Genomic DNA, 12,619 nt, shown 5'->3' with positions numbered 1-12,619 from the left:
TGGTACTTGGACCGAAGGGTCCTGGGAGAGTAGGACGCCGCCAAGCACTGAAAGCCATTGTTGAGTAATCAACAGTGGCTTTTTTTGTTATATATCTGCATAGGCTGTAGTAGGAAAATTACTGTGACTTCATCAAAATTGAAGCAATCTGCGGATTATAGTTATATGGAGGCTGGACTTCAAACATTATCTATGGAAAGAAACCATTATAATGATTTCAAGTTCCATATATATTAGTCTAAATTACAAAAAAATAAATAAAACGCTTTCAATTGAGTGACATTTTTGTTACCGACGAACTTTCTGTTCCAAGTATAATAGAAAAGTGCAAATATTAAGCACATCCTTAATACGAATGAACTACTGATAAATTCTTGCAGTGAATTTTCTTGTGTCTTTAGATGCATGGCAGTGGTAAGGAGGATTTAGGTATGAAGCGAACCCGACTTTTATGGATAGTATTCATTCTTTGTATAGTAGGTGTAATGCTGGTTGGTTGTGGAACAAAGGAGCCCGTCTGGGATACCTTTGAAGGAGCCCTTAACGAAAAGAGTTTTCCTGTTCCTAAAGAAGCTAATTCTACAGATCGTACAACTAGTAATGTAGCTATGGACTATGTCCGTTATTCTATGCCTCATCTTAAGGAAAAGGAGGGTGTGCCGGAGCCTTACCGCAAGGCCATAGAAGCCTGGGGCTGGGAAGAGCAAAAGGAAGAGGATTCGACAAATTCCCGCGTTTATCAGAAGGATGAAGTGATTGTACACTTAACCGTGCATAATGGTTATTTTATAGTCATGATTCCAAAGGAAAAGAAAGCATCAATTAAAGGAATAAAGACAAAATAAACAAACCGGCATCCTCAGTAGGATGCCGGTTTGTTTTTGCTGCAGATGCAGTATGTGTTGCCTTATGTAAATATTCAAATTTCTATTGTGAGTAATAAGAAGCATCGGTTGTAGTAAACTTCAACATACCGTCCTTTTGTTCACGGTGAATACGGAATAGGATATACAACTTGGGTAAGAGCATCCATAGATGGAATACCGCTAATGACACGGTGAAGGCCAAAGGTACCCAAACGATAAAGAGTGCAGTGATGGAAAGCCCGATCCAAAGGTTATGAAGTTGTACTTTGCGGAAAATGCCATAATTGATGTATTGGTCGGGCATATAACCTGGCCAGGGCAGACGGAAGGACATTTTCCACCGTTTTGCAATGGGATGTCCAGAAATTAGGAGTACAGAACGTGAGATCACATACTGAATCCACAGAATGACAGGTGCAGCAATGGTCATAAACAGAATGCTCCACCAGGAAAGGAAAAGGGTCTCTAAAACGACACAGATAATAGGGAGCGCCATATAGACACGCAGCCAGGCGGCGGTAGTGTTGATTTTTTTGATTAGTTTGTACTGATAGAAAGTAGCTGAACCTTTGTTGTTTGCTTCCATATGAAAGCGCTGACCTCCTCACAAGTCCTTATGATACTAATATCGGCGGGGGAAGGCATTTTATTAAACTGAATTGGCCATAAGCACCGTTTGGGCTGCTGATGAATACATATATTTTGAGCCAATACAGGATAGGAAAAATCTATGAAAAGGTTTAAAATGATAGAAAGTGTATCATACTGTTCTTAAAAGAGTCAAGGTGGGATGGTAATGGAACAGCAGACCGATCAAGCCTGCATCATTTGCGGGCAGATGAAAGAAGAAGGAATCGTGATTGTCTCGCATTTTATTTGTGTGGATTGTGAGGCTGAGATGGTACGTACAGAGGCTGAAGACGCCAAATACCGCTTTTTCGTGGGCCGGATGAAGAAGATTGATCTGCAAAAGAATGCTTGAACGAAGCAGATAGGCTTAGATGATGATAGGCGCACAATTAGATGATTGGCCTAATTAGTGTTAGCAAGATTAAGAATCAACCATATAACGGCTTCACCGGTGCTTTTGACGGGAGGAGCTGTTTTGTTATGTGGTTAAGCATTTTGGCCGAAATATAGGCGTTTGGACATATTTGCGTTAAAATAGAAGGGAACCCCCAGGGAAGGAAGAAAAGATGGATAGATTAGAGCCTGGCAGGGCACCTGTATATGAAATGCTGGAACAATATAGAGCTAAGGGTAATATTTCTTATCATGTACCTGGACATAAGAACGGAGAAGCTTATCGTGGGCAAGGAAGTGCCGGTTTCTTAGGTGAGGTGATGAGGTACGATGTAACTGAGATTACAGGAACCGATGACCTTCACCATCCCGAAGGGGTAATTAGGGAAGCGCAGGAGCTCGCAGCAGATTGTTTTGGGGCGGAGGAGAGCTTTTTCCTGGTTGGGGGCAGTACTGCCGGTAATTTAGCGTTGATCCTTACGGTGTGCCCCGAGCCTGGAATGACACTTATTCTTCAGCGGAATGTTCACAAGTCGGTTATCCATGGCTTGATGCTGGCCGGCGCGCGTGCCGTTTTTGTAGAGCCGCAGATGGATAGGCACAGCGGTCTTATGGTTGCTCCGGCGGCTGATACGGTTCAGGCTGCACTTGCAGCCTACCCAGAGGCCACCGCCGTCCTGATCACCATGCCGAATTACTATGGCATGGGCAGTGATCTGGCGCCCCTCGCACAGGCCTGCCATAACAGCGGTATCCCGCTGCTGGTGGATGAAGCGCACGGGGCGCATTACGGACAGCACCCGTCGCTGCCGGCGGGGGCGCTAATGTGTGGCGCGGACGGTGTCGTGCAGTCCACGCATAAGATGCTGCCAGCGCTGACTATGGGCGCCATGCTGCATGTGCAAGGGCCATGGCTCGACCGCTCGCTGCTGCGGCAGCGGCTGGCCATGGTACAGAGCTCCAGCCCATCATACCCCGTGATGGCTTCGCTCGATCTGGCCCGCCGGCTGGTGCACCGCCAGCGTGCCGAGGCCTTCACGGCGGGACTCGCCGCCGTGGATGTACTGCGGCGCGGCCTGGCTGCGCTGCCGCGCTACGGGCTGCTGCAGCCGGCAGAGCCGCTGCATCCCGGCTGCGGCGCCGATGATGAAGGCGCCACCACTGGGATGCCGCCGCGAAGCATGGCGGCGTACAGCACCCAGGACCCCTTTAAGGCGGTCATATATGACGCCGACGGAGTCCTGGGGGGCTTCGAGCTCCAGCGCAGGCTCGAAGCAAAGGGCATTGTGCCGGAGATGAGCGACGACCGGCACGTGGTGCTTGCCTTCAGCCTTGGATCGAAGGCAGAAGATACGGAACGGCTGCTGGCTGCGCTGCGGCAAATAGCTGATGAGCCAGCAGCTGAAATGGCTCCGGCTTCCGCAAAAAATTCCACGTGGAACAATTTCACGAATAATTTGATTTCGAGTCCTGTGTTATTTTCGATGAAACCAGTGAATGTATTGGAAACCGAAAGTATAAGGCTTGAATATAGTACGGGTAGAATGGCGGCAGAGATGGTAATACCTTATCCTCCAGGAATTCCACTCTTATATCCAGGAGAAGAGATAAGCGAAGAAATTTGCAACCGGCTTATCGGACTTAGCCAGGGAGGAGCCAAGTTCCAGGCCTGTGCGGATCCGGCTCTACAACATATTGTGGTTTACAACATTAAGAAAGGCGGAGACGCATAAGTGGCACAAGAAGGTTTCTTTATTACTCTGGAGGGAGGCGATGGCTCCGGAAAAACAACCGTACTCGGTAGGGTAGCAGCCTATCTGCAGAATCATTCCATGCCTTATCTGATTACCCGCGAACCTGGCGGTATTGAAATTGCCGAGAAGATCCGTTCCATTATTCTAGATCCGGCCCACACAGCGATGGATGCGCGTACGGAGGCACTGCTGTATGCAGCATCCCGAAGCCAGCATTTGGCGGAGGTGGTTGAGCCCGCGCTCAAAGAAGGACTTACCGTGCTATGCGACCGTTTTGTCGACAGCAGCCTGGTTTATCAGGGCTATGCTAGAGGACTGGGTATCGAAGAGGTAAGGAAAATCAATCAGTTTGCTACCAGCGGACGAACCCCCGATCTTACATTTTATCTGGATGTGGACCCGGAAGTAGGGTTATCACGGATTGCCGCCAATGAGGAACGGGAAGTGAACCGTCTCGACTTGGAGAGCCTGGCTTTTCACCAAAAGGTTAGAGAGGGTTACCGCCAGGTCATAATGTCTGACCCGGAGCGGATCGTGGTGCTTGATGCCAACCGTCCTATTCACATGGTGGAGCAGGATATAGTCCGTATACTGAAAGAACGTATATTAAAGGATTTTTAGAACGTTTTGTCTAATTAAACTAAGTGTACAAGATTAAAAGCACGTTTTTGAAGAGAGCCTTGTACAAAGGGAATATATGAAGTGAACTCACAAAACTTTTAGGAGGGAAAGCGAAGATGAATCTGATCATTGCAATTATCCAGGATAAAGACAGCAACCGGTTGTCGAGTGAACTAGTCAAAGCAAACTTTCGTGCAACTAAACTAGCCAGTACAGGCGGATTTCTACGGGCAGGTAATACTACATTTATGATTGGTGTTGACGACTCTCAGGTGGAAGCTGTATTAACTGTCATTCGCAACAGTTGCAAGGTACGTGAACAGCTTGTCACCCCGGTGACTCCAATGAGCGGTACGACGGATTCCTATTTACCGCTTCCCGTAGAGGTTCAAGTAGGCGGAGCGACCGTATTTGTGCTTCCTGTCGATCGTTTTGAGCATTATTGAGTATAATATAGATAAATTCTCACTAAAGGGCGGTGGAACCTTTGAAAATCAATCCCGGCTACAGGCCATTGAAAAGTGAGCTGCCGACTGCAGGAGCGGGAAGGCCCGTTCAGCAGAAAACCTTTACTGATATATTTCAGCAGCAAGGTGAACAAAAGACGATAGATGAGCTGAACCAGAAGATCAAGGATATTCAGCAGCAGGGAGACCGTCTTTCCAAATCTATGACGGTCCGCGAACTGTCCATATACCGGAATATGATCAAAAAATTCCTGGAAGAAACTGCCCGCCGGGGTGTTGTTCTGAAGGAAACCAAGGGCTGGGACCGCCGGGGGCGGGGGAAACGCTACAAACTGCTAGAAGAAATAGATGCAGCTCTGCTAAATATGGCTGATGAACTGCTGGAAAGTGAGCAGGGCCGTATTGATTTGCTGGGGCGTGTTGGAGAAATCCGTGGAATGCTGATTAACCTTTCTTTTTAAAAGACTTGGAGGAATGTATGTCTTTTCATGATATATTAGGCCAGGAGGATGCTAAGCGTCTGCTTCAAAACGCTCTGCGTAAAGATGCAGTGAGTCATGCCTATCTGTTCACAGGACCATCAGGAAGTGGTCAAATGAAAACTGCGCTGATGTTCGCCCAAGCTATATTTTGTACCACCAGTGAAGATGATGCCTGCGGTGAATGTCTGGAATGCCGCAAAGTAGAGCATGGCAACCATCCGGATTTGTCTCTGCTTAAGCCTGATGGTGCAAGTATCAAAATCGACCAGATCCGCGAACTGCAACGCATGTTCTCTTACCGCTCAGAGGGTGTTAACCCTAAAGTGTATATTATAGAAGGAGCGGACAAAATGACGGTTCAGGCCGCAAACAGTCTGCTTAAGTTTTTAGAGGAGCCCCCTGCACCTGCGGTGGGCATTCTGATATCCGACAACAGCAGTTCCCTGCTGCCGACAATACAGTCCAGAACACAGCGCATTCCATTTAGTCCTCTTCATCCGGACATGATGCTTCAGGCACTGGCTAGTGAAGGGGTTCCGGTACCACTTGCGCGATGTGCGGTATCATTAACTTCAGGACTTGATGGCTGCAGGGAACTTTTGGCACAGAATTGGTTTGCAGAAATGAGAAATCTAGTGTTACAATTAGCAAAGGAGTCTTTGGGCAAGGGCAGCTCCGCAGTAGCAACTGCCGGGCAGAAGCTGTTCAAGACGGGACTCAGTGAACATTTGGATATCCTGTTCAGCATGTTCCACTTATGGTTCAAAGATATGCTTTACTTCCTGTACCGAAAGCACGAAAGTATCGTTTTCATAGATCAGTTAGACTTTATCTCCAGACATGCCCGTCAGCGGAGTACCGAACAATGGGTGGCCTACATGGAATTTGCTGCAGAGAGTGAGCGCAAGCTGCGTTCCAATGCCAATGCCCAATTGTGTCTGGAGCAGTTCCTAATCCGATTGGAAAGTTAATGGGTTAGTTTTGATATATCCTCCGGATCAACGCTTCAGCCTGGAAAAATGGTTTAACGGATGAGGAAGGACAAGCATGAATCACCAGGGAGCGGACTTGCTTTAGGGTTCCTTTTACCGGCAAACAAGGGGGTTAATTTTTGTACAGCGTAGTAGGTGTCCGCTTTAAAAAGGCGGGTAAAATATATTATTTTGATCCGCTCGATTTTCCGATTGAACGGGATCAATGCGTGATTGTGGAGACAGCAAGAGGTGTCGAGTACGGTAAGGTTGTCGTAGGGAAAAAAGAGGTGCAGGAAGCCGATGTAGTATTACCTCTCAAAAAAGTCATGCGGATTGCCGGTGAAACGGATGCACGCGTGGTGGAAGAGAATAAAGGTGCTGCTAAGGATGCTTTTACTACCTGTTTAAATAAAATTCGCGATCATGGCCTCAAAATGAAGCTTGTGGATGTGGAATTTACGTTTGACCGCAATAAGATTATTTTCTATTTTACTGCTGAAGGCCGTGTAGATTTTCGTGAGTTAGTCAAGGATCTGGCCAGCATCTTCCGTACCCGTATTGAGCTCCGGCAGATTGGGGTGCGTGATGAAGCCAAGATGCTCGGTGGGTTAGGGCCTTGTGGCCGGGTGCTCTGCTGCTCTTCCTGGCTTGGAGATTTCGAACCGGTATCCATAAAGATGGCAAAGGACCAGAATCTCTCACTGAACCCTACAAAGATCTCGGGTCTTTGCGGAAGACTTATGTGTTGCCTGAAATTTGAGCATGATAATTACGAAAGTACAAAGGAAGAAATGCCAGGTGTGGGCAAGCTAGTCGTAACCTCACTGGGTGATGGTAAGGTCGTAGGCATTAATGCTGGAAGCCGTACAGTTCATGTGCAATTGTTTGAAGTGGGCAAAGTTAAGGAACTTCCAATGGATGATGTTGTCGTCAAGTAAACCATATAAGGTTACTTTCGGGGTGGAAACTTGGAGAAGCTAAATATATTTGCACAAATGCAGGAGATGGAAGCGCAGATGGAAAACATGCGCTCAAGTCTTGGAGATTGGAAGTTGGCGGTTAAGGAATTAATGGAAGCCAATCAAAGGCTAAGTCTGGAGAATGAACAGCTTCGTAAAATATTGAAGCGGGAAGCGCCCTTGGACCCTGCTGCCCATTCTGCTGAGGCGGAGGCTCTGTTGGCCGCTAGCGAGGGAGCCGGAGAGGTTGTCGGGGAAGGCTATGACAATCTGGCGCGGCTCTATCATGAAGGCTTTCATATCTGTAATGTCTATTTTGGGCATTTGCGTACAGAAGGTGACTGCTTGTTCTGTCTTTCGTTTCTTAATAAATGAGCAAATCCAGCCGTAGGAGATTTACGCCTACGGTTTTTTTTGAATTTACAGACGTTTAGGTTTCGAAGTCAGTATGGTTTCGAGAAATGGAGAACACTATGACAAATTCTTTTAACGATAACCCAGTTCCTTTACATAACGCGGAGCGGGTAGACGACTTACTCACACACGATTTACGGATTATTCAAAGCGACGAGGTATTCAGTTTTTCAATGGATGCTGTGTTGCTTGCACGATTCGCCAGTGTACCGCCGCGGGGTAAAGTGCTCGATCTGTGTACTGGGAATGGCGTAATTCCGATGCTTCTTACCACCCGTACCAAAGCTTCTATAGAAGGTATTGAAATTCAGCCCCGTCTGGCAGATATGGCCCGTCGAAGTGTAGCGATGAACGGTCTGGAGGAGCGGGTAATTATCCATGAAGGGGATTTGCGTGAGCTGCATCATACGGCAGGATATGGGGTGTATGATGCGATAACGGTTAACCCGCCCTACATGCCGCTAAATGGGAGTGACCTTAAAATGAATACTCATCAGGCTATGGCCCGCCACGAGCTGGGCTGCACCCTCGAGGAAGTCATTCAGGCCTGTGTTAGGCTTGTCCGCACCGGAGGGAAGGTAAGTATGATTCATAAGCCACAGCGTCTGGTGGATATCATCAGTCTGATGAGACAATATCGACTGGAGCCGAAGCTGATCCGTTTTGTTCATCCCCGTGCCCATTTGGAGGCCAATATGGTACTAATCGAGGCAGCACGCGACGGCAAGCCTGAGGTGCGTTTACAACCTCCATTGATCGTATATAATGAGGACAATCAATACTGTCCGGAAATTCTGGATATCTACTACGGAGCTAAAGAGGGTAAATCATGATGATCTCGTGCCAAAGCAGCTTTCAAAACAGGAATGAAAAACAACAAAAAGGGACAGGCTCACTGTATCTGGTGGGCACACCCATTGGTAATTTGGAAGACATGACATATCGTGCTGTTCGCACTTTGCAGGAATGCGACATTATTGCCGCTGAGGATACGAGACAGACCCGTAAATTGCTCAGCCACTTCGAAATCACGCCTTCGATGCTATTCAGTTATCACGAGCATAATAAGGCAGCGAGTGGACCAGAGCTTATCCGATATATAATAGAAGGTAAAAATCTGGCATTGGTTAGCGATGCTGGTCTGCCTGCCATTTCTGACCCTGGAGCTGATCTCGTAGCGCTTGCGATCAGCCATGGGATCCCCGTGATTCCGATTCCCGGTGCTAATGCGGCACTGTCTGCTTTGATTGCTTCTGGCCTGCCCACAACCACCTTCACCTTCATCGGGTTCTTGCCAAGGGAGCGTAAGGATATTCGTAACGTGCTGTCAGGTCTTCGTTCGGCACAAGGCACCCTGCTGTTCTATGAATCACCGCATCGTGTAGCAAAAACTTTGGCCCATCTGCAGGAGACTTTTGGTAACCGCAAGATTGTACTCGCCCGTGAATTGACAAAACGGTACGAGGAGTTCCTGCGTGGCAGCATTGAAGAGTGTCTGGTATGGTTGTCAGAGCATCCACCGATGGGTGAGTACGTGATTGTGCTGGAGGGTGAGAGCAAAGAAGAGGCCGAGCTTGCCGAATCTTCTTGGTGGCGTGAACTCAGTATCGAAGAGCATGTAACGCATTATGAAACTTCCGGGCTGTCACGTAAGGATTCTATGAAAAAGGCAGCTTCAGACCGCGGGTTGGCAAAACGGGATATTTATAATGCACTATTGGAGAGAGAATAAGGAAATATCAACGAGAAAATATCTGCACTCTACCCATATACTGGCAGAAAGTTATTCCTTATATTAGTTGTAAATGTAGTTTCTACATTTATATATATGGTAAAGGGTTAATTTCGAGTATAAATCTGGGTATAAGTGTAGCCAAGCGATTCCCGTAGGGAGAGCCAGCCTCACAATTGGACTAGCTTCTGGGTGTCCAGAGGACGGGAGCCCTTAGGGCCCTCCCTGTAGGGAGGGGTTGGGAGGGTAAACCTCCGGGGAGGGTAGAATCGCATAAAAAATACCTCCCGCGATAACGGGAGGCCAAGGAGATATAAAAAGGTTAGAATTAACAATTTGATTAGTTCTTATTATAACCTATTTGCTTTAATTTGTCACAGGGGTAGGGATAGCAGAAATGCATTCGTGACAAACAATTTTACCTTTGAAATAGGTTACATTTTCCGCATTGCCACAGAATATGCAAGCAGGCTCATATTTTTTAAGCATAATGCGCTCACCGTCCACGTAAATTTCGAGCGCATCCTTTTCACCGATGCCCAGTGTACGGCGCAATTCAATTGGAATAACAACCCGTCCTAGCTCGTCTACTTTTCTAACGATACCTGTTGATTTCATCATTGTAATCGTTGCTCCTCTCAATGTTCAAAAGCGTCATTATTCGACAATGTTCACCGTTTTATGATACTTATAATACCAACCATTCCCAAAACAGTCAACCTTTTTTACTGTCGAGTTCAAGCTGAATTCGAAAAAAACTTTTGTAAGGCTTATAAATAAAGAAAATCTTACGAAAACTGCAATAAAGTAATTTGTCGATTTGTAAATTGAAAAAGTGTCATTATTCGACAAAGTGCGACATTATCTACTATTATAACCTTAATTTCAACTGATTTCTATTCTTATTATCCAAAGGAGTTGAACTTAATGATGCAACCGCTGACAGAAGAAAAGGTTTTTAAAGATCCGGTACACAATTATATTCATGTTCAGGACACGATTATCTGGAGATTGATCAATACCAGCGAATTTCAGCGCTTGCGTCGGATCCGCCAGCTTGGCACCTCCTATCTAACCTTCCACGGGGCTGAACATAGCCGCTTTTCCCACTCTCTTGGAGTTTATGAAATTACACGGCGGATCATCTCCCAGTTTGAACGAAGCGGGTACAAGGATTGGATGCCGGAGGAGAGCTTGCTNCCCACTCTCTTGGAGTTTATGAAATTACACGGCGGATCATCTCCCAGTTTGAACGAAGCGGGTACAAGGATTGGATGCCGGAGGAGAGCTTGCTCACTTTATGTGCTGCACTCCTGCATGATTTGGGACATGGACCGTTCTCCCATTCTATAGAAGAAGCTTTTGAAATGAATCACGAAGACTGGACATGCAGAATCATACAGGAGAACACAGAAGTCACTGCCATACTGCGAGAAGTGAGTGAAGATTTTCCGCGCAAGGTTGCATCTGTGATTGCCAAAACGTATGAGCATGAAATCGTGGTCAACCTGGTGTCGGGTCCTCTGGATGCAGACCGTATGGATTATTTGCTGCGTGATGCCTATTATACGGGGGTGAATTATGGCACAATCGACATTGATCGTATTCTGAGAATGCTGCGTCCTTATAATGGACGTGTTGTCGTAAAGGAATCAGGTATGCATGCCATCGAGGATTACCTGATGTCACGTTACCAGATGTATTGGCAGGTATATTTTCATCCGGTTACACGCAGCTCGGAGATTATTTTGCGCCAGATATTCCGCAGGGCGAAAGAGCTTCTACAGGAGGGGTATAATTTCCGTTTTATGATCAATCCGCTCAGTGATTTATTTGGTGGAGAGATTAATGTGGAACAGTATTTACTGCTGGATGAAGCCTTGGTACAGACTGCATTTATGCAGTGGACTCTGGAATCCGATGAAACATTAGCTGACTTGTGCAGCCGATTTATTCATCGTAAACTGTATAAATATGTAGAAATGGATCACCTTGACTCGGAGACGATTGATGAAATCCGCCGCAGTTTTGCGGGGGCCGGGCTGCATCCTGATTACGATCTGGAGATTGATTATCCGACAGATCTTCCTTATGATGTTTTTCGTCCAGGGGAGGGTTTTGACAGCAAACAAATTTTGCTGCTGGACCGTCATGATAAACTGCGGGAGATCTCTGAGGTATCCGATATAGTCCGTTCGATCAGCGGTATTCACCGCGGCCGGTATCATCTTTATTTTCCGCAGGATAAGCTACAGAATGTGCTTACACAGCTGCCTGTTTCCATTGCTGAGATCTTTGCAAAATAATACAAAAATTTCTGGAATTCATCATAGAAAACAATACTGAAAGGATGATGCAGCATGCGCTTATTCGACACACATACTCATCTGGATGCACCGCAATTCGACGAGGACCGCGAGGAGGTTATTGCACGCGCTTTAGAGGCTGGGGTCAGCAAGATGATTAATATTGGATTTAATCGGGAAACGATTCCAACGACAATGAAATTAGCAGAAACGTATGATTATATTTATGCAGCAGTAGGCTGGCACCCCGTGGACGCGATTGACATGAAGGAGGGGGATATGGACTGGATTGCCTCTCTGTGCAGCCATAAAAAGGTGGTGGCTATCGGAGAAATCGGGCTCGATTATTATTGGGATACTTCCCCCAAAGAAATACAGCAGGAGGTATTCCGCAAACAGATTGGTATGGCACGGGAACTGAAAATGCCTATCTGTATACATAATCGTGATGCGCACGAGGATGTGGTACGGATTTTGAGGGAAGAGAAGGCAAATGAGATTGGCGGTGTCATGCACTCCTTTTCGGGGAGCTGGGAAACGGCTAAAATGTGCCTTGATCTAGGGTTTCATTTGTCCTTTGGTGGACCTGTAACTTTTAAGAATGCCAGAGTGCCGAAAGAGGTGCTTGCGCAGACTCCAATGGACCGGCTTTTGATCGAAACGGACTCTCCATATCTCACGCCCCATCCCTTCCGTGGGAAGCGAAATGAGAGTGCATATGTGAAGCTTGTCGCCGAGGCAGCCGCGGAAATAAAAGGAATTGATTTACAGGAATTAGCTGAAATAACGTATGCGAACGCACTGGAACGATTTGGGATTGTCTGAAAACGGGAGTAAATCCGGTGAAAAAAGAAGTATAGCCGATATATTAAACTTTTTTAATAAAAAAACGGCCGATTATTACAATATTTTAATGATTTTTTTGCGTAAACGTGGTTGAATCGTGCTTTACAACATGCATCAAAACAGGATATCATCTTTTCAGTGAAGTGAGCTGTTGTTACTGTGACAGTCACATTTT

The 12,619-nt window shown here is 46.5% G+C and carries 15 protein-coding genes; 13 read left to right on the top strand and 2 right to left on the bottom strand.

Annotated elements, in window-relative coordinates:
• Nucleotides 1-431: 431 nt before the first annotated feature.
• Complete coding sequence (locus ACAN54_RS29165) at nt 432-845, top strand: hypothetical protein (RefSeq protein ID WP_379164082.1); 414 nt, start codon at nt 432-434, stop codon at nt 843-845.
• Between the two features lie 82 nt (nt 846-927).
• Here ACAN54_RS29165 and ACAN54_RS29160 read toward each other — a convergent pair whose 3' ends face one another.
• A complete protein-coding gene (locus ACAN54_RS29160) occupies nt 928-1,452 on the bottom strand; it encodes a hypothetical protein (RefSeq protein ID WP_379164079.1) in 525 nt (174 codons plus the stop codon).
• A gap of 210 nt (nt 1,453-1,662) precedes the next feature.
• On the opposite strand from ACAN54_RS29160, the gene ACAN54_RS29155 reads away from it, so the two are divergent.
• The 10 genes from ACAN54_RS29155 to rsmI all read left to right on the top strand — a co-directional run bounded on the left by ACAN54_RS29155 (nt 1,663) and on the right by rsmI (nt 9,292).
• Entirely contained in the window at nt 1,663-1,848 is a 186-nt protein-coding gene (locus ACAN54_RS29155; RefSeq protein WP_379164076.1) for a sigma factor G inhibitor Gin, read from the top strand.
• 214 nt (nt 1,849-2,062) lie between these two features.
• Nucleotides 2,063-3,622, top strand: a complete 1,560-nt coding sequence (locus tag ACAN54_RS29150) for an aminotransferase class I/II-fold pyridoxal phosphate-dependent enzyme (RefSeq protein WP_379164073.1) — start codon at nt 2,063-2,065, stop codon at nt 3,620-3,622.
• A complete protein-coding gene (tmk, locus tag ACAN54_RS29145) occupies nt 3,623-4,264 on the top strand; it encodes a dTMP kinase (RefSeq protein ID WP_379164070.1) in 642 nt (213 codons plus the stop codon). It begins immediately after the preceding gene.
• Between the two features lie 116 nt (nt 4,265-4,380).
• Nucleotides 4,381-4,710, top strand: a complete 330-nt coding sequence (locus ACAN54_RS29140; protein WP_020427905.1) for a cyclic di-AMP receptor DarA — start codon at nt 4,381-4,383, stop codon at nt 4,708-4,710.
• A gap of 41 nt (nt 4,711-4,751) precedes the next feature.
• Nucleotides 4,752-5,192 carry a YaaR family protein gene (locus tag ACAN54_RS29135; RefSeq protein ID WP_379164067.1) on the top strand — a complete coding sequence of 147 codons (441 nt, stop codon included), beginning with the start codon at nt 4,752-4,754 and terminating at the stop codon, nt 5,190-5,192.
• 17 nt (nt 5,193-5,209) lie between these two features.
• The gene (gene holB / locus ACAN54_RS29130) at nt 5,210-6,184 is read left to right on the top strand and encodes a DNA polymerase III subunit delta' (protein WP_379164064.1); all 975 of its coding nucleotides are present in this window, start codon (nt 5,210-5,212) and stop codon (nt 6,182-6,184) included.
• 140 nt (nt 6,185-6,324) lie between these two features.
• Nucleotides 6,325-7,125, top strand: a complete 801-nt coding sequence (locus ACAN54_RS29125) for a PSP1 domain-containing protein (protein WP_379164061.1) — start codon at nt 6,325-6,327, stop codon at nt 7,123-7,125.
• Nucleotides 7,126-7,155: 30 nt separating this feature from the next.
• On the top strand, nt 7,156-7,521 hold the full coding sequence (locus ACAN54_RS29120; RefSeq protein ID WP_379164058.1) for an initiation-control protein YabA: 366 nt from the start codon (nt 7,156-7,158) through the stop codon (nt 7,519-7,521).
• 98 nt (nt 7,522-7,619) lie between these two features.
• Nucleotides 7,620-8,393, top strand: a complete 774-nt coding sequence (locus ACAN54_RS29115; RefSeq protein WP_379164055.1) for a tRNA1(Val) (adenine(37)-N6)-methyltransferase — start codon at nt 7,620-7,622, stop codon at nt 8,391-8,393.
• Nucleotides 8,390-9,292, top strand: a complete 903-nt coding sequence (rsmI, locus tag ACAN54_RS29110) for a 16S rRNA (cytidine(1402)-2'-O)-methyltransferase (protein WP_379164052.1) — start codon at nt 8,390-8,392, stop codon at nt 9,290-9,292. The genes ACAN54_RS29115 and rsmI overlap by 4 nt, the downstream gene beginning before the upstream one ends.
• 366 nt (nt 9,293-9,658) lie before the next feature.
• Here the strand turns inward: rsmI and ACAN54_RS29105 are convergent, their stop codons facing one another.
• Nucleotides 9,659-9,913 carry an AbrB/MazE/SpoVT family DNA-binding domain-containing protein gene (locus ACAN54_RS29105; protein ID WP_019914502.1) on the bottom strand — a complete coding sequence of 85 codons (255 nt, stop codon included), beginning with the start codon at nt 9,911-9,913 and terminating at the stop codon, nt 9,659-9,661.
• A gap of 554 nt (nt 9,914-10,467) precedes the next feature.
• On the opposite strand from ACAN54_RS29105, the gene ACAN54_RS29100 reads away from it, so the two are divergent.
• The gene (locus tag ACAN54_RS29100; RefSeq protein ID WP_379164049.1) at nt 10,468-11,598 is read left to right on the top strand and encodes an HD domain-containing protein; all 1,131 of its coding nucleotides are present in this window, start codon (nt 10,468-10,470) and stop codon (nt 11,596-11,598) included.
• A 54-nt stretch (nt 11,599-11,652) separates the two neighbouring features.
• Complete coding sequence (locus ACAN54_RS29095; RefSeq protein WP_379164046.1) at nt 11,653-12,423, top strand: TatD family hydrolase; 771 nt, start codon at nt 11,653-11,655, stop codon at nt 12,421-12,423.
• The last annotated feature ends 196 nt before the right edge of the window (nt 12,424-12,619 follow it).

It is taken from the genome of Paenibacillus diazotrophicus (assembly GCF_042610465.1).
This window is presented reverse-complemented; position numbering and strand designations above follow the sequence as displayed.

Bases quoted from the DNA above. Each gene is read 5' to 3' on its own strand.
- ACAN54_RS29165 (WP_379164082.1), top strand. From the start codon at position 432: ATGAAGCGAACCCGACTTTTATGGATAGTATTCATTCTTTGTATAGTA.
- ACAN54_RS29160 (WP_379164079.1), bottom strand. From the start codon at position 1,452: ATGGAAGCAAACAACAAAGGTTCAGCTACTTTCTATCAGTACAAACTA.
- ACAN54_RS29155 (WP_379164076.1), top strand. From the start codon at position 1,663: ATGGAACAGCAGACCGATCAAGCCTGCATCATTTGCGGGCAGATGAAA.
- ACAN54_RS29150 (WP_379164073.1), top strand. From the start codon at position 2,063: ATGGATAGATTAGAGCCTGGCAGGGCACCTGTATATGAAATGCTGGAA.
- ACAN54_RS29140 (WP_020427905.1), top strand. From the start codon at position 4,381: ATGAATCTGATCATTGCAATTATCCAGGATAAAGACAGCAACCGGTTG.
- holB (WP_379164064.1), top strand. From the start codon at position 5,210: ATGTCTTTTCATGATATATTAGGCCAGGAGGATGCTAAGCGTCTGCTT.
- ACAN54_RS29115 (WP_379164055.1), top strand. From the start codon at position 7,620: ATGACAAATTCTTTTAACGATAACCCAGTTCCTTTACATAACGCGGAG.
- rsmI (WP_379164052.1), top strand. From the start codon at position 8,390: ATGATGATCTCGTGCCAAAGCAGCTTTCAAAACAGGAATGAAAAACAA.
- ACAN54_RS29105 (WP_019914502.1), bottom strand. From the start codon at position 9,913: ATGATGAAATCAACAGGTATCGTTAGAAAAGTAGACGAGCTAGGACGG.
- ACAN54_RS29095 (WP_379164046.1), top strand. From the start codon at position 11,653: ATGCGCTTATTCGACACACATACTCATCTGGATGCACCGCAATTCGAC.